Consider the following 26,199-nt stretch of genomic DNA (forward strand, 5'->3'; position numbering starts at 1 on the left):
ATATATGAAAGCGCATTATATTGTTTTTAGTTTAAGTGATAGCAATGTTTAAAGATTGGAAAAGACTGTACCAGCATTTCTTTATTGGGCATTTACTCAATCTCTCAATATTGCTAGGAGTAATATTTTTTGGGAAAGCTAACGAGCCTTGGTATGTACTTTTTATTTTGATGGTGATTTATCCCTATTGGATGAAGTTAAAGAATGGTAATTTTATTCTTTATGGTCTCAGCTCAAGCCTAGTTATTTTATTGTCTTATGTTTGGATGTATGTTGAAGAGGGTATTGAACCCAATACTTTGTATCCTGCTTATACATGGATAATATTGCTATTTATCAGTCTGTTTTTTCATTTTAAATACAAACAGATAGTTAAAAATATACAGCTAGAGAGGAAAAGACTTTTTGATATGTTTGAAAATGTTTCAGAGGCAATTCTTATGGTCAATGAAGCAGGGGAAATAGAAATGGTCAACAAACACTGTTTGGAACTATTCAAATATCAAGAAGCAGAATTGTTAGGTCAGCCAGTTGAGACCCTAATACCAGGGAAATATTCTAAAGTTCACGTCCAAGCGAGGAAAAAATATATAGAATCGCCCAAAAACCGAGCTATGGGTAAAAATCTGGAGCTTTTTGGGCTTAATAAAGAGGGATTAACGTTCCCGGTGGAGGTTAGTTTAGGATATTTTAAGGAATCTAATAGAATTAAGGTAATTGCTTTTATTATAGATATTACAGCTAGAAAACAAGCGGAAAACCAAATACAAAAATTAAATTTAGTTCTTGAATCAAAGGTGAAGGAGAGAACAGCTGATTTGGAAGCTGCATTGAGGAATTTGGAGGGAAATAATGCAGAATTTAAGAAAATGGAAGGGGAGCTAATAAAGTCTTTGGAGAAGGAGCGTGAATTGGGGGAGCTAAAATCCAGGTTTTTGACGATGGCTTCTCATGAATTTCGCACGCCATTAAGTACTATTTTGTCTTCTGTGTTTTTATTGGAAAATTTTGTTAAGGACGGTCATACAAATGATAAAATCACCCATTTACAGCGGATAAGACGATCTGTTAATAATATGACAGCCATACTCAATGATTTTTTATCACTAAGCAAGTTGGATGAAGGGGGGATGGTTGCCAATTTTACCGAGACCAATATAAAGGAGTTTGTAGGTGGGATTTTGGATGATGTTGAAAATATAAAGAAAGAGGGGCAGAAAATCCTTGTGGATTATAAAGATGTAGATAGCCCTGAAATATTGGACCAACAAAGTTTAAGGCATATTATTATCAATTTGCTTTCCAATGCGATTAAGTTTTCAGATAAAAACAGTGAAATCAAACTTAAAGTATATTGTTTCGATCACCAATTAATACTGGAAGTAGAGGATATGGGAATTGGAATTCCCGAAGAGGACAAGAAACATTTGTTCGATAGATTTTTTAGGGCTAAAAATGCGACTAATATTGAAGGGACTGGATTAGGCTTAAGTATTGTCAAAAGATATCTAGAAATATTGAAAGGACGCATTACGGTAGATAGTCATATTAATAAAGGAACAGTTTTTAAAGTTCAAATTCCAATTCAAAATAGCAAGCAGGATAAAGTTTGATTCTAGCTTAATCGGATAGCTAATTTTTCAATTTTTATTATATCAGGCTTTTGATTAAAATCATCAGTTTACTGTGTTGTTAATCACTGAAATGCAGTTGAATAAGGTTTATATTAAAGAAAAAAATCATGAAAGCTAACATGGGAATATTGGATAGAGGAATCAGGATGACCCTAGCCATTGTACTTATAATTCTGGCATCAGGAGGTTTTATAGTCGGCTTTTGGAGTACAGTTCTGATTATCCTGGGCGGTATATTATTACTTACCGGAGCGTTTGGATATTGTCCCTTTTATTCAGTTTTGGGTATTTCTACCTGTGTGAGAAAGGGAACTGAGAGTAGGTGAAATAGTAAAGTGAGTATTTCACTTAAAAGAATAAATAATACAAAAAATAAAAACCAAGGAGGGAGTCATGTCACATGCACTTAAAAAAAATAATGGTAGCCATTCCGTTTTCTCCGATTTGTTGCAGCCAATGAGTTGGTTCAATAGGGATCTGTTTGACTTTGACACTAATTTAATGTCTTCTAGATTGGGCATCAATATGCCTACAGCTAATATAACAGAGGGACCTAAGGAATATAGGATTGACTTAGCTGCACCGGGATTGGAACAAAAGGATTTCAATATTGAAATTGAAAATGGCACATTATGTATCAGCGCTGAAAGAGAAGAAGAAAAAGATGTTAAAGAAGATGAGTTTTCCCGCAAGGAATATTCATTTAACAGTTTTTCTAGGTCATTTGGTTTGCCAGATAATATAGATGAAGGAAAAATCGAGGCAAAATACAGTAAAGGGGTTTTGAAAGTTACTATTCCAAAATCTAAAGAAACCCCAGCAAAACCTGTTCATAAGATTGAAGTGAAATAACTTGAACCAAGATGTAAATCAAAAAGGATCAGCCCTGTAAAGGATGTTTACTGATCCTTTTTTGTATTCTTAATATTGGAATAAAGGCTAACTAAATCAATTTTAATTTTAAAGAAAATGGAAAATTCAATCACAAAAAGGCAGGTGGCCGATAAACTGGCAACACTAGGTCTTGCAGAACCTAATTATGTCCATATAGAAATTAATGAGGGAAATTTATTCTTAAAAGGATATGTGCAATCTTGGATGGATAGGGATAATATAGAGGATTTGGCCAGAAGTATTCCGGGAATTCAATCAATAGTGAATGATCTGGAGATTAGAACTATTCCGCATGCTGATTGATGATAGTTTTGTTTCAGATGAGATCCTTTTATAATTAAGACAGGGGTGAAATTTAATTTATTGAAAGGGCATAATATTTTGTTTTAAATATTATGTGGGTAATAAGTCCAAATTGGGCAATTCAAGTGTTGGATAACTTCCTCTGTGATGTCTAATTGAAACCAATGTTTTATGCCTTTGTTTCCGTGGGTAGACATAGCTATCATATCCATATGATGTTTTGACTGAAATTCAACAATCCCTTTGTCTTCTGACAAGTAATTTACAAAATGCGTTGTACAGTTTTTTAAGTCATGGTTTTTGATATAATTTTCAAATTTTTTCTTTGCCTGGTCATCAGTTTGAAAATGTTGAGGTGTATTAACTAATAGTAGGTGGAGTTCTGCTTGAAAATATTCTTGGAGTTTCTTCAGTTCGAGAAAGAATTCATTTTTCTCTTCTTTTAAGTTGGATGGACATAGTATCTTTCGAATTTTAGAAGGTTCTATTGCTTTGTCAATAGCAAATACTGGTATTTTTGACTTACGTATTATTTTTTCGGTAATCGAGCCTAGAAAAAGATCTTCAATGATATTGGAATTAGCTCTTCCCATAACAATTAAATCTGCATTTGCTTTTTGCGCTTCCAACAATATTGCTGGAGCTATATCACCAGTACTGGTTTTTATTTCAGATTTGATAGGCAATGGAACGATTTCATTTTTGACCTTATCGAGTTCTTTTTGAGCATCCAACTGCAATTGCTGTGTGATGCTTGGACCAGAGGGGGTAACAGTCATTTCATCGAAATACACACTTTTGTAGAGTGGTGAAGCATAAATAATATGGACCAAAGTTATCTTAGCTTTATTTACAGAAGCAATTTTAATGGCAAAATTTAGGGCTTCTCTGCTTGTTTCTGAAAAATCATATGGAACGAGGATATTATTCATTTTTTATTATGAATCTAATTTCTTTTGTTTTGATTATCCATGTGCTGGATTTTTTGAAATGATGATTTTCCTCATTAATCGGTTAAATGTTTGGAATTTAGTGATTTGTGTGGTGTGTTAATCATGATTTATTAAATTATATATAGGTTTTATCACGAATTGACCAAAATCTGTTTATAGATGAAATTTATAGGCTAATAGCTGACTAAAGTCATAATTTATTTGATTAACAGTCTATAAATTGTTATAAATTAAAACATTATGAACTATGGGCCACAAGATTCTTTTGATAGAAGACCATACGGAAATGGCTGAGAACATCTCTAGCATACTGGAATTTGCCCAATATCAGGTACAGGTAGCAAAAGATGGAAAGGAAGGGGTGGAAATGGCAAAAAATTTTGTCCCTGATTTGATTTTGTGTGATATTATGATGCCAGAATTGGATGGTTATAGTGTATTGCACATTCTTTCTCATGATTCCAAGACAGCAGATATACCTTTTATTTTTTTGACGGCCAAGGCTGATAAAAAGGATTTCAGGGAAGGCATGAATTTAGGCGCAGATGATTATATCAGCAAACCTTTTGAAGGTTTGGATTTGTTGAAGGTGGTTGAGATGAGATTAAAGAAGAGAAAATCATTATTGGAATTTGAGAGTAACACCAAGCATGAGTCCAAACCTGAAAAAGAAGAAGCATCAAAAGGGCCGGCGCTTAATTTAGAGGATTTTTCATCTAAATTACAGACTAGAAAATTCCGAAGGAAGGACTTGATCTATATGGAAGGTCAAAACCCAAATGTGCTTTTCCAGATTCGGAAAGGTCATGTGAAAACATTCAAAATCAATTCTTTTGGAAAAGAGCTTATAACTGGTTTTCACAAACCAGGTGATTTTCTTGGTTATGTTGCTTTGCTGGAGAGTGGTAGCTATGTAGAAAATGCAGAAGCTTTGGAAGAACTTGAATTGAATATTATCTCAAAAGATGATTTTTTGACTATGGTTTATGGGAACAAGGAAACTGCTCAAAGGTTTTTCAAATTGTTATCAACTAGAATAGATGAGCTGGAGAAGCGATTATTGGAAATTGCCTATCATTCAGTAAGGCAGAGAGTGGCCAGTGTATTACTAAAGTTAAGTTTAAAAGAGACTGGAAGTATAGTGGAATCTGTGATCAAGATTGCCAGAAAGGATATCGCAAATCTTGTCGGAACTACTACCGAAACCCTCAACCGCACCTTAGCAGATTTTAAGGATGAAAAATTAATTGATATAAGTCTAGAAGGCTTGGAAGTATTGGAAAGAGAAAAACTAATCCGGATACAATACCATTAAGTTATTTCTGATTTGTCATTAATGGACATATTTTTCATATCTGCCAGTTTGTTCTAAAATCCTAATTCTAAAAACAATGGGGCGCGTACTTTTTTGCACAATTTCTGGTTGGCTATGTTCTTTTTCAGGGAGGGACCGAATTGCAGTGCTAGGTACAAAAGGAGTAAGTTTATCTTCAAGGAGTTTAATGCCATATCGATAATCCACTTCATCTGTTAGCTCTTCATATTCGCCCCATATAATTACACTTCGCCAGTTGGTCATATTATCAATAGAATCTACTTGGAAACACACATTGGGTACTTTTCTCATCATTTTAATCTTCATACCTAATTTAGAATGGCCATAGATAAAGCCTTTATCAAAGGCGTAGGAAATAGGAACAATATATATTTTGCCATTATTCTGACAGGCTATTCGGCCAATGTTCTGTCCATATAAGACGTGGCTTATTTGGTCGTTAGTTAAGGTTCCTATCATGGTTTATGGGATTCTAAAATACATCCTTGATATAATATTTTTTCCCCTCGTATTCGAAGCTATCTCCAGCTTTTAACCCTCTCATAGCAATAAATAAAGGACTATGGGTAGAGATGCCTAGATAGTTCGTGCCATTAGAAGAAAATTGTTCAATACTCACAGATACAAAAAAAGTAGCCACATCGGTTATCACTACTGAACCGAGTTCAACTTTATTGTCCAGCTTTTTGCTTTTTGATGATAAATAAGACAATATTCCCATTTCAGCTTCGGCAAAGTCCAAGGCTTGGAATAGGGAGTTATACTCTGATCGGTCAAAGGTCTTTCTATTTCCGCTATTAATATCCTCCTCATCCAAGTTTCGAAGTCCTTTGAGTTCATGCAATCGAAGCTGGAAATCATCGATCAATGATTGCTGTTTTTTGCGACATTCTTTCAACAATTCATTTTTAAGCTTGATTTTATTTTCCATCATTTCCATAATACTATACTACCTATAATTTCCTTAAATTAAGATGTCGAAAATCATTTGGATCTTATGATTGTAATCACTTGGGATGATGTGTTTGAATATAGGAATATTGATGATATCCAGTAAAATTAAAGTTATATGATACATTGAATTTAGGCCTGTGGATTGGGTTTTCAGGAATTTATAAGAAATCATAATGATATAATTTTGAAGAAATATGCGTCAAGATGAAATAGATAAATTGGTAGAGGAGGGAATCTTTCACGGAAAAGCCTTGGATGGGTATTTGATAGAGACCCATATTTCATGGGTTATCCTGTCAGATGGATATGCTTTTAAGGTTAAGAAACCCATTCAAACGTCTTTTTTGGATTATTCCAGTTTAAAAGAGCGTAAAAGGAATGTAGAAAAAGAAATCAAATTAAACAGTCGCTATTCTGATATTTACCTTTCTTTATGTCCGATATATTTTCATGATGGTAAATGGTATTTAGAAGAGCAAAAAGGCCAATTGATAGATTATGCAGTAAAGATGATCCGGATAGATGAAAGTAGGAAAATGGATTTTCTTTTAATGCAGGATAAATTAAAAACTAATGATATTACGCAGTTGGCAGCTCGTATTGCACAGTTTCATCAGACTACCAAAGTAGTAAAGCCATCATTTGATTTGGCAAAGGCCAAAGTGACCTTCAATGATATTGAGCAATTAATACCCAATACCCTTATTTCTGAGAAGGAAATTTATGATTTTTCGGATTGGAGTGATGAATTTCTGCAACAACATGCCATTGATATCCGAGAAAGGATCAATAAAGGATTTTTTAGGGATGTACATGGAGATTTACATTTAGGTAATATTTTTATTGATCACGAACCGATTATCTTCGACTGTATAGAATATAATGACGAGTTTAGAATGATAGATCTCTTGTATGAGATTGCATTTGTCTGCATGGATTTAGAATCGGCAGGTAGAGAAGATCTATCACGTTGTTTTTTGGAAGAATACAGGAGGCACATTCCTATCATCAATGAGGCGAGTGACCAATCACTTTTTGTTTATTACAAGTGTCTAAGAGCTAATATTAGGGCAAAAGTTCACGGTCTAAGGGCCAAACAAACATTGCCGAAATCATTGATTGTTAGAGAGGAAGATATGCTTCTAAAATATTGGAATTTGATGCGCCATTATAGGGCACAAATTAGCTTTTAATATCTTTTTTTGGAAAGGGTGTTTGGACAAGTTTAGTAGGTATACTTAAGTACTTTGGAAGTGAAAAGAGAAATCATATAAATCAATGTGGATTTTTTTTCCCTATTTTCTAAGTGGTAAATCGATAAAGGTATAGCGAACATATTAATGTCATTTGGATAAAATAAATAAAACCCTAAATTAGAATATGTTAAATGTATGATATTCATCATTTTAAATAATTTTTTCAGTGCTTACCTTTAATCATATTCATTATGTAAACCAGACTTACCATGAAAAGACATGCTTTAAATATTTCATGCTCAAAAATTTTAAAGAACAATAGAATTCCTATGATTTATACCTGTGATGGTAAAAACATCAACCCACCCATCGAGACAGGTAATTTGCCATCAAACACCAAATCCATAGCAGTGATCATGGAAGATAATGAAATGCCCCAGTCAGGTTCAGTACATTGGCTAGCATATAATATTCCTGCATCAGGTATAATTCATGAAAATGAAAAAAACTGTTTATGTGGCTTAAATGATTTTAACAATAAAAGTTATACAGGTCCTTGTCCAGATCATGGCAAGCACAAATACCTGTTTAGGATTTATGCTTTGGATGACTTTTTATACTTTAATCACGAAAATGTTTCCCGCCTGGATATAGAAGAAGGCATTCGGTACCATATTATTGGCTATGGCGAATTGGTGGGCTATTATGAGCGATCCGAGCAGTTCAATTTGGTCAAGATAGCTGGATGAATTCTAAATGCTATTCCTAGTAGTGCTATCAAATCTGGATTATTTGGCTTTGTATCCTTCTTTTTATTTTTGCATTCTTAGGATTGAATTCGTGAGGAAATTAGGAATGATGTAATTTTTTAATTCTAGGAAATATCGGTTCATTAAAGGGGGCTAGTATGAAACGCGCTTAATTGTTTAATCAAAAAGTGATTAAATAAGAAAGAATACTAATCATTGTTGTTGATAAGATTAAAATATGAGAGGAAAAAGAAGCTGTCTAAGATAATTAAATCTGTCACTGAATATCTTCTAGGCAAGTGATCAGCATAAAATGAAGTGATCTTGAAGTCCTTTAATTGTACCTAGTAGAAGATTATCTTACTGATGAAGACAGGGTTGTAATGACGGAGATTTATGAGACAGCCCCTTTTAATAAAAATTATTTTTCGCCATTCTTTATGGCACTTACCTCATTTCTAACATCTTGTGCTAGTGTTTTAAGGTCTTGCATGCCTTTTCTAATTCTAGTTCCTGCTGCTTTGTTACCTTGCTCATAAAACTTTGCGAAATCTGCTTCTAAAGCTTCTACTAGTTCTTTTGCTTCCGAAAATCTGCTCATTTTGTTGTTTATTTTTGGTTTTAAAATTCCAATATATTTAAAATGTGTTTTAATCTATAATTTATTTTAGTTAAAATTTTTCAAAAAAATTATATCCATTACTTAATATGATAAAGCTTAGGGAAAATATCATATTAGAACTTTGCAGTTACGTAAGCCTCATTTTTTTATTTAATTACTTGAAGTTTAGGAGAAAATCAAAATTTTATATCCTCGATTTTTTCAATTAAATCTTTATGAATAATTCTTCGGATATATTGATTCCCTAATGATTTCCAGACCATTCTTTCGAATTCACCTATTTGATGGCACGGTATGTGAAAAGATAAGTGCTTTCAAGCAACTAAGCGATTCATCATAGTTTTAAGGGCTTCGTAGGGCCTAAAAGCGATGCTTAGTAGGGTTTTTGTAGAATAAACTGTGGTTTAAATCTACAAATTGAAAATAGAATTACACAGAATGGCTTTATAATTAACTTTTGTAATGATGAAAAGAAGGACAGGATTTTCAGTTGGCTTATTTGTGTTATATTTATTTAGCACAGTTGCTTGCATACCGTCATTTGATATTGATATTATAAATAATAAAGAAGAAAAAATCACATGTAAACTAGATGGAGTAGATTTTGCGGCAGATAATAATGAGTCTATCCTTGATTTGGTGAAAGGAGAACTTTTAGAAAGAGACCAATATTTTCTATTAACAGTTTATGGGGCTGAATTACAGGATGAAGGTGGTGCCAAGGCTGTGGGATTTAAAATAGGCGGCTTTTCAATTGAAGAATTGCGAGCAGGAAATACCTATGAAACATGGGAAGAGTTGGAGAACAGGCCTGGTGATTTTGTAGGTGTAATGGGAGCTGTGGAAGAGCGCCCTTCCGTCCAGAGTGATGAAAGTATATATAAAGCCAGTTCCAATCATACCAAGAAAGTTTCTTTGGAAATAACAGAAGTGGATCATGAAACAAAAACATTTTCTGGTACTTTTTCTTTTGTGGCATTGGATGATGAGACAGGAATCGAAATCAATGTGACGGAAGGGAAGTTCGAAGATGTTAAATGGGGAAAATAGTAATTTAATAGTCTTTTAATCATTATTGATAAATTAGGTGTCAATATTGTAATACATCAACCAAGTTTTATAAAAATCAACTAAAATTTACAACTATGAGGCGTAAAAACACTTTTAAACATCTATTGATGGCATTTTCAATCTCCGCATTTGTGGCATCATGTTCACAAAATGATGAAATGCCAGCCACACAAGAAAGCCAGGTGACTGTATCAGCTACCGTGGCCAACAGTTCAAACCCTAATGCTAGAATGGCTAGTTTGGGTTATGGTAATTTGGTTATTTCAGATATTACCATGTCAGTAGATAGGGTACTTCTTAACCTTAGAGCAACTAGTGAAAATAGTAAAAAGCCAACTATTGTCAATGTGAACAGCAAGGGACAAAAAATTATTAAGTTAGTTGAAAATGGAGAGGTTATGGTAAGTCCCCTTGGAAGCGTGAGTGCTGCTAATGGTGTTTATGGAAAGCTGGATTTCGATTTAGTAAAAGCCATGAATGTTCCTGAAGACGACGAGATGTATGGAAAATCGGTACTTGTTAAAGGAGATTGGTTTGATACACCAGCTACCATGTACATTGATTTGGAAGAAACCTTTAAGATTCTATATCCACAAGGGATAGAAGTAGATGGAGCCCAAGAAGTAGTCTTTGGACTTTATTTGGACAGATTCTTCGAAGGAGTGGATCCAAGCCTAATTTCTGATGGAGATGGTGATGGTACTATCGAAGTTGGTCCTAATGGTGAAGATGGCAATGAAGAAACCTATAACAGCTTTTTGGCTAATATAGAGTCAGCTCTATTCTTGAAAGATGGTGAATTTAAATAATGATCATTAAGTAGCTTTTGGTTTATAACCAAGTATTTTTTGATGTAGATTTATCACGGAGGAGCCGGTTTGTGCCGGCTCTTTTTTTTTTGATGATAATTGATAATCTATTTGATTTGATGCAAGAGGTAAATTAAATGTTTCATTAGAGAATTGTACTGATTTTGCGTATAAGATTCTAGGTTTCATAATCCCTCTTTTCTTCATTAGAATAAAATTATTTTGGTATAATACGGAAAGGGAATTTATTCTTAACTTGGTTCTTATCATGAAAAAAAGACACAGTACCATAACCGATATTGCTAAAGCCCTGAATATTTCCGCTTCTACCGTTTCAAGGGCCTTACATGATAATCCTTCTATAAGTTTAGAAACAAAAAATAAGGTATTAAGCTTGGCCAAAGAGCTCAATTACCAACCCAATATGTTGGCTTTGAGTTTATTGAAAAAGAAAACCAAAACCATTGGAGTCATTGTGCCAGAAATCACTAGCTATTTTTTTGCCATGGTGATTAATGGCGTACAGGATATGGTAGATGAGGCGGGCTATAAATTGATCATCAGTCAATCCAATGAATCTTTTGAGGAAGAAGAAAAACTGATTGAAACGCTATCACTTGGTAGGGTTGATGGCTTTTTGATTTCTACTTCTTCAAACACCATGACTTACGGACATTTGGAAAAGTTACGCTCATCAGGTATTCCAATTGTTGTTTTTGATAGGGATTGTCCGGGTTTTGACGCTGATAAGGTATTGGTAGCTGATTTTGATGGCGCTTATCAGGCTGTAGATTATTTAGTGAAAACAGGCTGTAAAAGTTTGGCTCATATTGCAGGGCCTGCTAATTTGACTACCAGTCAACATAGAAAAGCTGGTTATTTAAAAGCCCTAAGTGATAATAATTTAGCTATTCGAGAAGAGCTAATTCAAACCGTAGATGGATTTACTTCCGAGTTTGGAGAAGAAGCAGCAAAAGCACTTTTAGATTTGCCTTATCCTCCTGATGCCATTTTTGCTATTAATGATGCTGTTGCCATCGGGGCTATGGCAGTGATATTTGAGCGAGGGCTTCGTATTCCTGAAGATATTTCTATTGTTGGTTTTGATGATGAACCTTACAGTAAATATTTCCATCCTTCACTTAGTTCAGTATGGCAGCCAGTATATGATATGGGCATGCTATCAGCCAAAATTTTGATGAATCAACTGGATAAAGATTTTGATGATGTTAATTACCGGTATGAAGTATTGAAACCAGAGCTGGTCATTCGAGAATCTTCTAAGCCTTTACCAGATTTTTATAAAGTTTAAATTCAAATCAGATAATATCTGATTGCGAATAATATCGATTTTTTGGAATATTTCTGTAAAATGAATTTTGCGCAAACCTTTGCATAGCAAAAAGCTTCTGTTTCTTTTTTTATGAAATAAATAAATGGAAAATTGGTTTTGCAATTAAGCCCAAGATATTCTATTGATATTATGATAGATGCCAGTTTTTCATTTTACAGTTTTTAATTACAAAAGAGGCGTTTTGACCGATTTAGATATTATTATTTGGTTATCGCCTCGCAATGATTTGTAATAGAAGCCTAATGGGAAAACAGCTTTCTCAGGTTTAGTTCAGTATTACATTTGAACCCAATTAATTAATAAACATAATACTGAATCTATGGAAAACTTTACTCATGATTTGGGCCTTAAAACGAATTCAGTTTTAAAGGTCTTTTGTTTATGCTTGTTCTTGACCTTAATGGTAATTAAGGAAGGAAAGGCAGAAGCGTACACAAAGTATTTTCCACCGGAAATCGCTATTAGCGGCTTAGTAAGAGATGCTAGTGGAGAACCACTTCCAGGTGTGAGTATTCTCGAACGAGGAACTAGTAATGGTACTGTTACGGATATTGACGGGACATTTAGCCTTAGTGTTAATTCTAGCGAATCCGTACTGTTCTTTAGTTTTATAGGGTATGAAAGTCAGGAAATAACTGTCGGGGATCAAACGAATTTTGAAATAACCATGACCAGCAATACGCAGGACTTGAACGAAGTGATTGTGGTAGGTTATGGTATTCAAGAGAAAAAGGATGTAACAGGAGCTATGGCTACTGTCAAATCTAAGGAGTTTAACAAAGGGATAGTTAATTCACCTCAAGATTTGATCCAAGGTAAAATAGCTGGTGTAAATGTGGTGGCCTCCAGTGGCGAGCCAGGTGCTAGCCAAAATATTACCATTCGTGGACCAGGAGGTGTAAGAACGGGTAATTCTCCCTTATTTGTAATCGATGGGGTAGTTTTGGATAACTCCAGTACTGGTGGTGATAATAATCCACTTAATTTCATCAATCCTCAGGATATAGAGTCCATTGATGTCTTAAAGGATGCTTCAGCAACTGCAATTTACGGTTCTAGAGGTGCTAATGGTGTAATCATCGTTACTACTAAGAAGGGCAGTGAGGGTATATCCACAATGAATTATACCATGGGATATGGTTTCTCTAATATGGCCAATCCAATCGATGTTTTCAGTGCAGATGATTACAGGAGAGAAGTGGAAGCAATAGGTGGTATACTGCAGGATTCCTTGGCCAATACAGATTGGCAAAAAGAGATTTCAAGAACGGCTGTTACTGCGAACCATAACTTATCCTTTAATGGAGGTAGTAAGCGTTTGGTTTATTTTGCTTCCTTAGGATATCAGAACCAAGAAGGGATAATCAAGGAAAGTGAGCTTAAGCGGTATTCTGGAAGATTGAATGTTTCGCAAAAATTCCTTGAAAATGATATCCTTACGGTGGATATGAATTTGAGCGCTTCCCAAACCCTTAGCCAGCGTCCGCAGATTTCAGGCGTTTTGGGTAGTGCCTTGGCTGCCAATCCAACTTTCCCAGCCTATGGAAATGACGGTCTCCCTTTTAGGGACCCTGCCGGGACCAATCCATTGAGGCAATTGGAAATATATGATGATTATACTCGTATTAATCGTGTCATCGGGAACATCAGTGGTACTTTGGATATAAGTAAGTCCTTTAGTTATAAAATCAATGTGGGTATTGATAATTCTAGTTCTGTTAGGGATGTACAAAGTTTACCAAGTGTTGAGCCTCAGCAGATTGGAAGGCTTGAAATCACCAATGGTTATAATCGTAACTTTCTAATAGAAAATTACCTTACTTATAATTATCAGGATGAAAAAAATGTCTTGACAGCTTTGGTAGGTCATTCTTACCAGGAAATTTTCGTACAAAGCAGGTCTAGCAGTATCAATGACTTTCCATTCTCGGATATTGAACCTAGGTACAATCCTGGTTTGGGTCAGGACTTAAGTTTGGCCAATAACAGACCAACTGGATTTGCGACTATCAATGAATTACAATCTTTCTTTGGAAGAGTAAATTATCAGTTCAATAACCGCTATTTGCTTACTGCTACTGTAAGGGCTGATGGATCTTCTAAATTTGGTGAGAATAATAAATATGGAGTTTTCCCTTCATTCTCATTGGGTTGGAGACTGTCAGAAGAAGATTTCCTTTCTGAGTCGAATTTTGTGAATGATCTTAAACTTCGTTTCGGATGGGGACAAACAGGTAATCAGGAAATTCCTTCCAAAATTACCCAGCCTCTTTATACCGCTCAGGTGAGTGGAAGTACAAGTTATCCTTTAGATAATTCTTCCAATTATCCAGGTGGAATCACCTTTAGTAGGTTGGCCAATCCTGATTTGCAATGGGAGGTTTCTACTCAAACGAATATTGGACTTGATTTCGCTTTCTTTGATGCTAGTCTATCTGGTTCCGTAGATTATTTTAGAAAGGTTTCCAATAATATCCTTTTGGAGGTTATTCCTGCAGACCCTGTACAGCCAGCCAATACCACTTGGGTAAATGTTGAGGATATGAATATTATCAATCAAGGGGTAGAAGTAGCCTTGAATTACAGAAGACGTATTTCAAATGATGTGTCTTTCAATATTGGTGGTAATACGACTTTCATCAATAACGAAGTGAAAAACTCTCCATTTACAGTTATTCCTTCAGGTAGTGCAACTGGCGCTGGTCTATCATCGGCAACTATCAATGGTTATATCAATGGACAACCAATTGGTTCCTTTTACTTGCTTGAGCATATCGGCTTCGATGAGGATGGTTTGAATATGTTTAGGGATACCAATAATGACGGGGTGGTCAATGATGCAGACAGAATTGTAGCAGGAACAGCCTTACCAGATCTACAGTATAATATCAATGGTGGATTAAGTGTTAAACGATTTGATTTGTCCTTTAATTTCACTGGTGTTTCAGGAAACAAGCTTTATGACAATACAGCCAATGCATTATTCTTTAAACTGAGACTTGCTAGGGGCTTGAATGCAACACCGAGTGCAATTGAATTCTCTGAGGAGTCAGTAAATAATCCTGCTCCGGTTTCTACCAGATATTTGAAAGATGCGAATTACTTCAGATTGAATAACCTATCACTAGGATATAACTTCAATACTGAACAAATCGGTATTTCAAAATATGTCAGGGATTTAAGGTTCTCCGTGACTGGACAAAATCTATTTGTGATCACACCTTATGATGGTTATGACCCAGAGGTTAATACTGATAGAACTATAAATGGTGTATCTTCATATGGAGTTGACTATATGAGCTACCCTAAGGCAAGGACCATTACACTTGGTTTAAACATTATTCTTTAATCATTGGAAATGAAATTATTTCAAGATATGAAAAAGTTGATATTGTCTGGGCTGGCAGGCGGCTTATTGCTGGCGGGCGGATGTACAGACCTCAATGAACAAATATTGGATGAGACCTCTGCTTCAGGCTTGTCCCAAAATGAAATTGTAGAAGGTAATGTGGTTGCTGCTTATGCTACATTCAGTGGTTTATTTAATCACGTTAATTACTTTAACCTTCAGGAAATTTCAACTGATGAAGCCATACTGCCATTTAGGGGAGGTACGGACTGGGGTGATAATGGGATATTTATTGCTATGCATACCCATAATTTCATAACAACCGACCCAAGAATCAGAAATACTTGGAACCAAATTATGCAGGGGATTTCCCGAAGTGTAACGGCCATCAATGTAATCCCAACGACTACTGATCCCAATGCTTCGGTTTATGTAGCTGAAATGAGGGCATTAAGGGCTTTCTACTCATTATTGAGTTTAGATTTATATGGTTTGGTCTTTGTTAAAGAAGATGTGAATGAAACCTCTGTAATTCTAAGAGGTGAAGAAGCATTCAACTATATTGAATCGGAATTGTTATTTGCAGAAGATCTTGTTCCCGAGGATATAGGGCCAGGTCGTATGTCCAAAGGAGCGGTGCAGGCCATTTTGGCCAGATTATACCTCAATGCAGCAGTTTATAAGGACAGGTACGCGGAGAGTTTTAATTTTGATCCAGCGGATATGTCCAAGGTAATTGAATATTGTGATAAGGTGATAGCCTCAGGGCGTTATTCCCTTTCGGAAGATTATTTTGCGATGTTCGATGATGAAAACCATAGGAACCCTGAATTGATTTTTGTTTATGACCAAAGAGCTGAACTAAATGGTCATAACCGTATGGCATATTTCTCTCTATCAGGTGATATGTATCCATTACCTGAATTTCCGAATGCCAATGGTACGGATGGTCCTGGAATCACTTCAGATTTCTATGAAACTTGGGAAAATGCTTATGCTCCAATGGATCCGGCAGATGTCGACCCGCGTTTCCACAAGAAAAATCTAGTTATCCCAGCTGATTCTTGTATAAATGGAGAGGATTTTGAAATTGATAGAGGGATCTTAAGAGGACAGCAATATGGTCTGATCAGAAATGAAAATGGTTTCCAAAGGTGTGAAGATGGAGTAGGCTATCGAATAGGAAAGCTATATAGCCGATCTAGGAACAGACCTGATTTGGCGGTTAATTTTACTAAGTTGATCGACTATACTACTACAGGGAGTTTATATAGTAGTGGTTATAGGGTGGAGAAATACGAGTTCAGTAAGAAGTCCAGTAGTGGTAGGAATTTTGGTGAGGCCGATATTGTCTTGATGAGGCTAGCAGATATTTACCTGATGAGAGCTGAAGCTAAGTTGCGTGGAAATGGTGACTTTGCTGGTGCTTTGGCAGATGTAAATATGGTTAGGACTGCAAGGACTGCTAGATTCACTGCTCCTCCCTTGGACGAAATCAATCTGGACTTGCTTTACAGGGAAAGAGGCTTTGAATTCTATTGGGAAATGCAAAGAAGAACTGATATGATCAGATTTGGTAAATTTGAGGATACTTGGACCGAAAAGACAGATAGTGATCCAAGAAAGAGAATTTTTCCTATCCCACAGACCGCATTGGATGGTGCATCAAGTATTCCAGGTTACCTTGAGCAAAACCCTGGATATTAATTTAGTTAAAGTATAAATTAAAAAAGGCTACCAATTTGGTAGCCTTTTTTAATTAAATATCTAATGAGAAAATATTATTGTTCTCCTCTTTATTGATATTTATAATGTGATTTACACTCTTTAAAAATTATCAATTTAATTCAAGTTGTAGATTTTGTTGGTATTTAAGTCAATGGAGAAATGATCTGAAGCTTCACCCTTTAACATTTGATCAAATATCTTGGTAAATGACTGAAAGGAGTTGGCAAAAGTCTCGTTTTGCCTTGGTTCAATATGATTTGCCAGATGTAAAAGTTCAGAGTAGATTTTAATCCGTTCAATCCCCAAGTCTTGGTAAGCAATTTCATCACCGTTTTTTATAAAGTAAAAAGCGGTGATTAGATCCAGGCCAGTCCATTTTTCCAAATTATCATAGTCAATTCCTTTTTTTGTTAGTGCTTTTCTAAGCTCCTGTTTTGAACGATCTGACATGTCCTTAGTTTGTAAGAACTTAAACCTTTCAGTTGGTCGGTATAATGAGGAAAAATAGAAAAGTTCTTTTCCATTCATTCCAAGTAATTGTTGGCTAAAGTCTTCTGGCCAATCATTGGGAATAAACCTTAACCTGACCAATTCTTTAAGATGGTAATTGGTGTATTCTTGATAGTCACGGGAATTAAGTACTTGATTGTCCCAAATATCATTTTCATTATTTGCTTTAAGATAATTGTGTTCTTCAAGGTAAAGGGGGAAGAAAGTGTTCATTTCTTGAACCTGATTCAAACGGTGTGTCTGTATTTCAATACTGTCTGTTTTCCAGACTTTGAACGTTTTGAAGGCTGGGGGATAGGCGGCTATGGATGGTACTTGAATATTGAATAAATGGTTTCCTTCTTCATCTTTAAAAATTCCTGTGTCATTGAGGTGCATATGGCCTGCAACATGGATTTTCAAACCTGCGCCTGCATACAATTGAGAAGTGGAATATTTTGGACTTCTAGCCAATTGGAATTTATTTTCTCCAAATAATCTGCTTAACTGCTCATCTGTACCATCGTTGAATTCCACCAAAGGATAATGGCTGAAGGAAATTAATGTTTTGCCCTTTTCTTTAGCTAATTGACTAATTTCTTTGACCCATTTTAAGTGATGAGCTTTTTGAATGGAAGTCAAATTAAAACCAATGCTTGATCCTTTAAACCGCTCTGTATCATCGATAGGCTGGTATACGTTGCCATCAATTGCTAATAACCAAATTCCAGGAATTGGTTCCACCAAATAGGTTAGGTCGGGTAATCTATGTGAATCATCAACCGGAAAGCTGCGAAATTTGAGTTGAGCATTGCCCATGCTTTTATTGTAATCATAATTGGCATAATCAAGTGCTTCATAGGGATGGGTCCAAAATAGGTCCTTAGGATTGGGAAAGAAGCCAAAGTCTCCTAATATTTTACCTATTTCAGGATAACCTCCGTACTGTATTTGTGTATCTATACCTATTGGGGAAGTGATATTTTCTTTTCCAACTAGTAAGCTGGAATCACTGATCAGTATTTGGTCTTGGCCATTTGGCCCCAAGAAATCCCACTTTCCTCCAGGACTGGCAAATGGAGTGACAGGGTCATGGTTACCAGTAGTGAGGTAAAATCTCATTCCATATTGTTGCTCATAGCTTTTTAGGATTTTCCTAAGTGCTTTAATATTCATGGGCTGCCCATCATCACTGAAATCTCCAGGAAGCACCACTATTTTAATTCCAAGCTCATTGATGTTTTCTAATGCCTGATGAAAAGCAAAATAGTTTTCATTAAAAAGTCTAGTTGAGTTTAGTTGGGCCTTCATGGTCCGTATAGTGGCATATTTCCCGGTTTCATCTTGATATATTCCCTTAAAGTCACTATTCGTTAGATCTGCAAAAACATCTTGTAAATGCACATCAGAAACGAAAGCAATTTTGTCAAAGGAGTTAGGTGATTGTCCATAGGAAAGAGGAACAATGAAAAATGCAACGGATAGTAGTAATAGCCATTTGGAGCCATTAATAATATCCATATTGTGAATGAAATAGTTCATGTTTTTTATTAGAAAGGTACTTCAATAGGAAGGCTTATTGGCCCTATATAATGTATGTTAAGTGATGTATTGTAAGGTTTAATTTAAGCGCAATTTTTTAAGTTAGAGCAATATGTTTCAAATTTCAAAACATGAAGGATAATATGGTTATTTTGTTTGTGCAAACCTTTGCATAATGATATATTGAAAAAGACTTTTATTTCAAGTCAAATTCATGGATTATTGATATTAATTAGTGTTTAAGGTTTGTCAGTAAATTAAGAATCGACTTATTAATAAGTCGGTTCTTTGTTTATAAACGATAACAAATTGATTTTTGCTTAGTCAATAAACGGCAGGCAATACACCCAAAATAACCCTGTTTTTATAATGTTAACTTCTGTATTATCATTTATTGCCTTTACCCTTTTTGTGGCATTTTATGCATGGCGAAAGACCAGAAAAGAAAATTTGGACACCGAGGATGGGTATTTTCTAGGAGGAAGAAGCCTTACAGGAGTGGTCATAGCGGGCTCTATGATTATGACCAATATTTCTACTGAGCATTTGGTTGGAATGAACGGCTCTTCATATAAAAATGGCTTTGTCATAATTGCTTGGGAAGTGACTTCCGCCTTGGCCCTTATTGTTGCAGCAATTTATTTTGTGCCCAAATATTTAAAGATGGGCTTGACTACTATTCCACAGTATTTGGAGTCCAGGTATGATGCGGGTACCAGATCATTGGTGGCTTTATTCTTATTGGTTTCATTTGCAGTTACACTTTTACCAATAGTGCTTTATACGGGAGCAATTAATTTAGAGAGTCTATTTAATGTTTCCGAAGTATTGGGGGTAAGCAGGGAAACAGGACTTTGGTATACTGTCTTGGCTGTTGGGGGGATTGGTTCTGTTTATGCTATTTTTGGTGGTCTAAAGGCCGTGGCAGTGTCTGATACCATTAATGGATATGGATTATTGATTGCTGGTTTACTCGTGCCAGTGATTGCATTATTTATGATTGGTGAGGGAAATCCGTTTAATGGAATAGGGAAGGTGTTTGAAAATAGCCCAGAGAAGTTCAATGTCATTGGAGCAAAGGATTCTGTGTTGCCATTTAGCACTTTATTTACTGGATTGATCATTAATCAGCTTTATTTCTGGTGCATGAATCAAACTATAATCCAGAGGGCCCTTGGTGCGAAAAATCTTAAAGAAGCGCAGAAAGGACTATTGTATACCGGTGTTTTGAAGCTTTTGGTTCCTTTTATTATCGTATTGCCAGGAGTGATAGGTTATTACTATTTTGGAAACCGATACTTTGATAGTCAGGATATGGTATATCCTGAATTGGTAAAGAAGGTCTTGCCAGTGGGGTTGACCGGAGTTTTTGCGGCAGTAATCATGGGAGCTGTGTTAAGTACATTCAATAGTGTATTGAATAGTGCCTCAACGATATTCAGTATTGATATTTATAAAAGACTTATAAAACCTTCAGCGAGTCCACATAAGTTGGTGCTTGCAGGTAAATTATCTGCTACTTTTTTAGCCATAACCTCTATAGTGGCAGCACCGATGGTAGCCAATGCTCCTGAAGGTTTGTTTCAGCTACTGCAACAACTGAACGGAATATTCTTCATTCCTATTGCCTCTATTATGATTGCAGGATTTTTCACCAAGAATATTACAGCAGGAGCTGCTAAGGTGGCCTTGGTGACGGGTTTGATTTTTTATGTGCTGGCTACTTTTATATTGGATATTAATATCCATTTCGTACATGTTTGGGGAATTGAATTTCTATTGAATATGGGGATTATGTTCTTGATATCATATTTCTTGCCCAAAGAAAAAAAGGAAATGGTTGTAGATAGGGAAGGGTTGGATTATAATAAATGGAAGTATGCCGGTATCGTTTCTATTAGTTTGGTAGTTATTACTTTGACCATATATATATGGTTGGGAAATGTTTAGTTTTGTATAGCCTTTAGATCCAATAATGAGCAGGCATTTTATGCCTCTTTTTTTTGAATTATAACTTTTTAGTATATAAAATTTCGTTTTGTAAGTATACCTTTTGTTTTTCTCGTTATAGGTCAATAATAACGTTTTAACTTGTTTTAATGGTTATTTATTCCTCTTACGGATTGTATATGTATGGTTTTGGTTTTAATTATTAACCATATAAAATTGCTTAAATCCCTACAAAGTATTGTTTTTCTAACTCGTGCAAACGTTTGCGTAAATATTTTTGTAAATGTTGGTTTAACACTTTTAATTTACGGAATAACAATATAGTGAAGCTACTAAAATCAGAATCAAATGTTATTATAATTCATTATAGTAGATTAAAATTTGTTTTTGGTGGTTCCTATGAATAAGTGAAATTTATCAGTTTCAATCCAAAATAACATCTTATGAACCAATTTTCACCCAAAGTATCAAAATGGCTGAATATGCCCCAAAAGGGAGTAAACTTATGTCATTTAAAAAAAGTATCGATGGTGGTTATATTCATCATCATGGCAAAAATAAGTTTTGCCCAAAGCAATATTACTGGAAAAGTAATTTCTGGCGAGGATGAGCAGCCCATTCCAGGAGTAACTGTATTGGTAAAAGGCACGTCCAATGGAACAGTTACTGATTTGGATGGTCAATATTCCATTAGTGTATCTGATGCAGATAATTCAATACTTTCTTTTTCTTTTGTTGGCTATGTGACCCAGACTGTAGCTATCAGTAATCAATCCCAAATAAACATTAGCTTGGAACCCGATGTGTCCCAACTAGATGAAGTAGTTGTAGTCGGATATGGAGAAACCAAAAAGAAGGACTTAACAGGTTCGGTGGTTTCTATGGGCAGTGAGACGATTAAAGAAACGAATAAGGTCAATGCCTTCCAAGCCATGCAAGGTCAAGTGGCAGGTGTGAATATTCAAGCAGCAGATAATAAACCCGGTGGTGGTTTCAATGTAAGGATTAGAGGTTCCAATACCATTAATGCCAATGAAACAGTGGAACAAGGCGGTTTTAATCCGGGTCAGAATCCTCTTTTTGTAGTTGATGGGATTTTTGTGAACGATATTTCATTCTTGAACCCAGCGGATATAGAAAGGATGGATGTGTTAAAAGATGCTTCTGCTACGGCCATTTATGGATCCAGAGGAAGTAATGGTGTGGTGATTATCGAGACCAAAAAGGGTAGTGAGGGGAAAATGACAGTTCAGTATGATAACTATATTGGGGTAAAACAAGCCTATAATAAGCCTAACATGCTCCAAGGGGAAGAGTTTGTAAAGTACTTAAGAGATGCTGTTGTAGGAACCTATTATGCTTCAGGGGACTTTGGCGTAACTCCTGATGATGTGGATTTGGGTAACTATATGAGGCCAAATGAGTTGGAAAACGTGTCCAATGGAAATTTTGTGAACTGGATAGATTTGGTCAAGCATAATGGGATGCAGCAAAACCATACTTTAAGTTTAAATGGTGGAAATGATAAGACAGTTTATGGCCTTGGGGTAGCCTATACTCAAGATGAAGGCACCTTTGAAGGTGAAGATTATGAACGATATACTATCAGGGGGAATGTAAGTAGTAAGCTCTCCGATCTTTTTTCCATGGCATTCAGTAATTATGCTTCTTTTGCCATTAGGAATGAAGGTAGTAGAGAGGGAGTAAGAAGTGCTCACCGATTGCGTCCTACCGGCACTCCATATGATGAAAATGGGGATCCAGTGTTCTTCCCATTAGAGGGCGAAACCTTTATTACCAATCCGCTTTTCGAGCCGGATAATATTACCAGGGAAACAAGAAGCTTAAATTATTTGAGTAATCTTTCGCTTTCTTTTACGCCAAGTAAAAATTTAAAATTTAGTTCTAATTTTTCTCCTAATATAGAATTTAACCGCTATGGAGAATATCGGGGAAGGTATGCTAAGTCCACCAGTGGTAAAGTTGAAAATAGAAGGGCTGATGTGACCAATGGTAACCGCATTTCATATACTTGGGATAATATTGCAAACTACAATGTACAGTTTGGCTCGGATCATGTTTTGAATACCACCTTAGTATATTCACTTTTCATGGACAGGTATGAGAATTATAGAATTCAAAGAAGGAATTTTTCCACAGATGAATTCTTGTTCTACAATATCGATGCGGGATCTGATTTGAGAAATGCTGAAGGAGGGTTTTCAAAACAAACCTTGGAATCCTTCACGGGTAGGGTAAATTATGCCTTAAAGGACAAATACTTGTTTACCCTTACTGGGCGATATGATGGGTCATCTATTTTGGCTGCTGAAAATAAATGGGCTTTCTTCCCTTCTGCAGCTTTTGCTTGGAGAATCATAGACGAAGGTTTTATGAAGAACCAAAACTTTTTGGGTGAACTGAAACTTCGATTGAGTTATGGTGAGACTGGTAACAATGGAGCTGGTAGTGGTTTGGGACCTTTGCAATCTATGTCACTAGTAGGTAATAATTTCACCAACTTGGGGGATAATATTATTCAAACAGCCTATGTAACCAATTTGGCTAATCAGAACCTTACTTGGGAAAAAACCAAAGAAATTAATTTTGGCTTGGATTTTGGCTTCTTTAACAATCGTCTTTATGGGTCTTTGGACATTTATAGCAGGAAGAACACAGGGATCATTTTTTTCAGACCCACACCTAGGGTAACTGGCTTTTCTGGGGTATTTGAAAACGTAGGAGAGGCCTCCAATAAAGGGGTTGAGTTAGGGTTGAATTCTGTGAATATCCATAATGGTGACTTTAAGTGGACTACGTCATTAAATTTTGCAAGAAACAAAAATAAGATTACTAAACTTTATGGTGATTTGGATCAGATTCTTTTTGGTGTTCAGGCCGGGTCTTATGTACATAAAGTGGGTGAGCCTGTAGGTTCAATTTATACCTATGTATTTGATGGAATCTGGCAAACGGATGAAGTTGATATAGCTCAAAGTTATGGACAGCAACCTGGGCAGGTTAAAGTGAAGGATCTCAATAATGACGGTGTAATTGATGCTGATGATAGGACTGTTGTAGGAGCAAATATGCCAGATTGGACAGGTGGTGTTTCTAATACTTTTAATTACAAAAATTGGGATTTCACCTTCTTTGTTAGGACTAGCCAAGGTGCTACTTCACCAAGTTATTTCCACATGTCTCATGCTGGGTGGTATAATATTGAGGCTAGATTCAATAGTTTGAAAACAAACTATTGGACTCCGGACAATCCATCTAATGATTGGAGTCAGCCAAGTAATGATGGGCCATTTGCAGAGCCCCTTGTATACAGAGACGTGTCCTTTGTCAAAGTAGGTTATATTACTTTGGGCTATAATTTTGATAATGCTGTTTTGGATAAACTTAAAATCGGTAGTCTTAGGTTATACTTTACCGCTCAAAATCCATTCACATTTACCAATTACGAAGGCTGGGATCCTGAGAATGCTGCCCGTAATAGCTGGGGATCAGCTTATATGTCCAGAATCCTTATGGGTGGAATCAATGTTAAATTTTAATCAGAAGGCAAAATGAAAAAGTATATCATATTAATAATATGTTTAACAGGAATAATGGGCCTTTCTGCCTGTGCTGATTTCCTGGAAGAGGAAAACCGAAACTTTCTTTCCGATGATATCCTGCTAAATGATCCCAGCGGATTGGATCAGTTAGTGGCCAATGGATATGATAAATTAAGGCTGGCTACCACATTTTATGACTTGGATCACCAAGGTACTGATGTATTTACACGTGGTGGGATCGTTGCAGGGATAAGCGACCTGAATGATTATGTGAACTTAAGACCAACTAATGGCTCTATTTCCACTTATTGGACCAATTACTATAATGTCGTTGCTGCAGCAAATACTGCGATTAGCAGAGCGGATGATGTACAGGGTATCAGTGAAACAGAAAAGGCAAAAAGCCTGGGGGAGGCCAAGTTTCTAAGAGCCTTTGCTTATTTCCATTTAGTAGAGAATTTTGGGGGAATTCCATTGGTTTTAGAAGAAATAAGATCGGCGCAATCTGATTTTAACCGTGCAACTGAGCAAGAAGTTTATTCGCAGATTGTAGAAGACTTGGATGATGCGCTTAATGGTGTGGATGCAAATCCTAGCCAATATGGAAGAGTTTCCAAAGATGCTGTTAGGCACTTGATGGCTAAGGTGTTAGTAACCAAAGGATACAAACCGTTTGGGAGCAGCCAGGATTTTACCGAGGCAGCCTCATTAGCCGAAACGGTAATAGAAAACCATCCGCTAGTGGGGGATTTTGCCTCTTTGGTGTCCAAGGAGAACCAACGTAATTCGGAAGTGATCTTTTCATTGCTTTATGGATCTAATCCTGTTTCAAGGGGATTGGGCAATAACCGACATTTGTTGTTCAAGTTTGTGTATGACGTTTATCCTGGACAAACCAGGTCCACTTTGTATCATAGAGGTTTAGGTCGTGCACCTACCCCATATTTCTTTGGGCTTTTTGAAGAAGGGGATGAACGTGAAGAAGCCACTATCAGGAGGCTAATGATTGCAGAAGTCAGCAGTATTGATGGGACAATTGCTGTTGGAGATACAAGTATTTATTTCCCTAAAACAGCATGGGACCAGACTGTGATTGATTCGAAAGATTATACTGTGATTAATCCTGACCAATATTTCACCCCTGATGGTTTGACCCAAGTACATTACCCTATGTTCAAGAAATTTGATGATCCTGGTGTTCCATATACTAACCCCGGTATCAATCCTGATGGGGAGCGAGATGCTATAATTATGCGCTCCGGGGAAACTAGAATAATTGCAGCAGAGGCTTATCTCCAAGCTGGAAATTTGGCCAAAGCTGCAGAACATATCAATGCTTTGAGGTCAAGGGCAGGTTTGGTAAGAATGGTTGAGGCAGATGAGGTGAATATTGATTTGATTATGGATGAGAGTGCTAAAGAACTGGGTGGAGAAATCAGTAGATGGATGGAGCTGAAAAGAAATGGAACTTTAATAGATAGGGTTTTGGCGCATAATCCTCATGCGGCCCTAAATGATGCTATTAGACCTTATCACCTTTTGAGACCTATACCACAAAGTGAAGTGGATGTCAGCGGAGGAAGTATTACACAAAATGAAGAATATAATTAAGATTGGGGTTTATAAACTAGGAGCTTTTCCCTTGTAGGGGAAAGTTCCTTTTGTATTTAAGTGTTTTCCAGATTAGTTTACAGGTAGAAATT

20 protein-coding genes are annotated in these 26,199 nt (G+C 36.0%); 15 read left to right on the forward strand and 5 right to left on the reverse strand.

Annotated features, from left to right (window positions below; translation table 11 throughout):
• Positions 1-44 precede the first annotated feature (44 nt).
• The 4 genes from H7U17_RS17535 (at position 45) to H7U17_RS17550 (ending at position 2,831) form a co-directional block, all read left to right on the forward strand.
• A complete protein-coding gene (locus H7U17_RS17535) occupies positions 45-1,613 on the forward strand; it encodes a sensor histidine kinase (protein WP_186758059.1) in 1,569 nt (522 codons plus the stop codon).
• A gap of 128 nt (positions 1,614-1,741) precedes the next feature.
• Positions 1,742-1,960, forward strand: coding sequence for a YgaP family membrane protein (locus tag H7U17_RS17540; protein ID WP_186758060.1), 219 nt, complete (start codon positions 1,742-1,744; stop codon positions 1,958-1,960).
• A gap of 67 nt (positions 1,961-2,027) precedes the next feature.
• Positions 2,028-2,486 (forward strand): Hsp20/alpha crystallin family protein, encoded by a 459-nt coding sequence (locus H7U17_RS17545; RefSeq protein WP_186758061.1) that lies wholly within the window; start codon positions 2,028-2,030, stop codon positions 2,484-2,486.
• A 117-nt stretch (positions 2,487-2,603) separates the two neighbouring features.
• Positions 2,604-2,831 (forward strand): BON domain-containing protein, encoded by a 228-nt coding sequence (locus H7U17_RS17550; RefSeq protein ID WP_186758062.1) that lies wholly within the window; start codon positions 2,604-2,606, stop codon positions 2,829-2,831.
• Positions 2,832-2,914: 83 nt separating this feature from the next.
• Here H7U17_RS17550 and H7U17_RS17555 read toward each other — a convergent pair whose 3' ends face one another.
• Positions 2,915-3,763 (reverse strand): universal stress protein, encoded by an 849-nt coding sequence (locus H7U17_RS17555; RefSeq protein WP_186758063.1) that lies wholly within the window; start codon positions 3,761-3,763, stop codon positions 2,915-2,917.
• Positions 3,764-4,031: 268 nt separating this feature from the next.
• On the opposite strand from H7U17_RS17555, the gene H7U17_RS17560 reads away from it, so the two are divergent.
• Positions 4,032-5,099 (forward strand): response regulator, encoded by a 1,068-nt coding sequence (locus H7U17_RS17560; RefSeq protein WP_186758064.1) that lies wholly within the window; start codon positions 4,032-4,034, stop codon positions 5,097-5,099.
• A gap of 18 nt (positions 5,100-5,117) precedes the next feature.
• Here the strand turns inward: H7U17_RS17560 and H7U17_RS17565 are convergent, their stop codons facing one another.
• Together H7U17_RS17565 and H7U17_RS17570 are read right to left on the reverse strand one after the other, a co-directional pair.
• The gene (locus tag H7U17_RS17565; RefSeq protein WP_186758065.1) at positions 5,118-5,579 is read right to left on the reverse strand and encodes a pyridoxamine 5'-phosphate oxidase family protein; all 462 of its coding nucleotides are present in this window, start codon (positions 5,577-5,579) and stop codon (positions 5,118-5,120) included.
• 13 nt (positions 5,580-5,592) lie between these two features.
• Positions 5,593-6,054, reverse strand: a complete 462-nt coding sequence (locus H7U17_RS17570) for a hypothetical protein (RefSeq protein ID WP_186758066.1) — start codon at positions 6,052-6,054, stop codon at positions 5,593-5,595.
• 214 nt (positions 6,055-6,268) lie between these two features.
• Between H7U17_RS17570 and H7U17_RS17575 the strand changes: the two genes are divergently transcribed.
• Positions 6,269-7,267 (forward strand): phosphotransferase, encoded by a 999-nt coding sequence (locus tag H7U17_RS17575; RefSeq protein WP_186758067.1) that lies wholly within the window; start codon positions 6,269-6,271, stop codon positions 7,265-7,267.
• 272 nt (positions 7,268-7,539) lie between these two features.
• A complete protein-coding gene (locus H7U17_RS17580; protein WP_186758068.1) occupies positions 7,540-8,019 on the forward strand; it encodes a YbhB/YbcL family Raf kinase inhibitor-like protein in 480 nt (159 codons plus the stop codon).
• 421 nt (positions 8,020-8,440) lie between these two features.
• On the opposite strand, the gene H7U17_RS17585 is transcribed toward H7U17_RS17580, so the two are convergent.
• Positions 8,441-8,620, reverse strand: coding sequence for a histone H1 (locus H7U17_RS17585; protein ID WP_186758069.1), 180 nt, complete (start codon positions 8,618-8,620; stop codon positions 8,441-8,443).
• Positions 8,621-9,103: 483 nt separating this feature from the next.
• Between H7U17_RS17585 and H7U17_RS17590 the strand changes: the two genes are divergently transcribed.
• From H7U17_RS17590 to H7U17_RS17610, 5 genes are all read left to right on the forward strand, one after another.
• Positions 9,104-9,691 carry a DUF6252 family protein gene (locus H7U17_RS17590; protein WP_186758070.1) on the forward strand — a complete coding sequence of 196 codons (588 nt, stop codon included), beginning with the start codon at positions 9,104-9,106 and terminating at the stop codon, positions 9,689-9,691.
• A 128-nt stretch (positions 9,692-9,819) separates the two neighbouring features.
• The gene (locus H7U17_RS17595) at positions 9,820-10,521 is read left to right on the forward strand and encodes a hypothetical protein (protein ID WP_186758071.1); all 702 of its coding nucleotides are present in this window, start codon (positions 9,820-9,822) and stop codon (positions 10,519-10,521) included.
• A 268-nt stretch (positions 10,522-10,789) separates the two neighbouring features.
• Entirely contained in the window at positions 10,790-11,833 is a 1,044-nt protein-coding gene (locus H7U17_RS17600) for a LacI family DNA-binding transcriptional regulator (RefSeq protein WP_186758072.1), read from the forward strand.
• A gap of 442 nt (positions 11,834-12,275) precedes the next feature.
• Positions 12,276-15,224 carry a SusC/RagA family TonB-linked outer membrane protein gene (locus H7U17_RS17605; protein ID WP_186758173.1) on the forward strand — a complete coding sequence of 983 codons (2,949 nt, stop codon included), beginning with the start codon at positions 12,276-12,278 and terminating at the stop codon, positions 15,222-15,224.
• Positions 15,225-15,251: 27 nt separating this feature from the next.
• Positions 15,252-16,931: a RagB/SusD family nutrient uptake outer membrane protein gene (locus H7U17_RS17610; RefSeq protein WP_186758174.1), complete on the forward strand. Its 1,680-nt coding sequence runs from the start codon at positions 15,252-15,254 to the stop codon at positions 16,929-16,931.
• A gap of 135 nt (positions 16,932-17,066) precedes the next feature.
• Here the strand turns inward: H7U17_RS17610 and H7U17_RS17615 are convergent, their stop codons facing one another.
• Entirely contained in the window at positions 17,067-18,983 is a 1,917-nt protein-coding gene (locus H7U17_RS17615; RefSeq protein WP_186758073.1) for a metallophosphoesterase family protein, read from the reverse strand.
• A 369-nt stretch (positions 18,984-19,352) separates the two neighbouring features.
• Here H7U17_RS17615 and H7U17_RS17620 point away from each other — a divergent pair, with 369 nt between their 5' ends.
• From H7U17_RS17620 to H7U17_RS17630, 3 genes are all read left to right on the forward strand, one after another.
• On the forward strand, positions 19,353-20,933 hold the full coding sequence (locus H7U17_RS17620; protein ID WP_186758074.1) for a solute:sodium symporter family transporter: 1,581 nt from the start codon (positions 19,353-19,355) through the stop codon (positions 20,931-20,933).
• 548 nt (positions 20,934-21,481) lie between these two features.
• Positions 21,482-24,493, forward strand: coding sequence for a SusC/RagA family TonB-linked outer membrane protein (locus H7U17_RS17625; RefSeq protein WP_230981472.1), 3,012 nt, complete (start codon positions 21,482-21,484; stop codon positions 24,491-24,493).
• A gap of 12 nt (positions 24,494-24,505) precedes the next feature.
• Positions 24,506-26,107: a RagB/SusD family nutrient uptake outer membrane protein gene (locus H7U17_RS17630; RefSeq protein WP_186758075.1), complete on the forward strand. Its 1,602-nt coding sequence runs from the start codon at positions 24,506-24,508 to the stop codon at positions 26,105-26,107.
• The last annotated feature ends 92 nt before the right edge of the window (positions 26,108-26,199 follow it).

The sequence above is a fragment of the Echinicola salinicaeni genome (genome assembly GCF_014280965.1).
Classification (GTDB): domain Bacteria; phylum Bacteroidota; class Bacteroidia; order Cytophagales; family Cyclobacteriaceae; genus Echinicola; species Echinicola salinicaeni.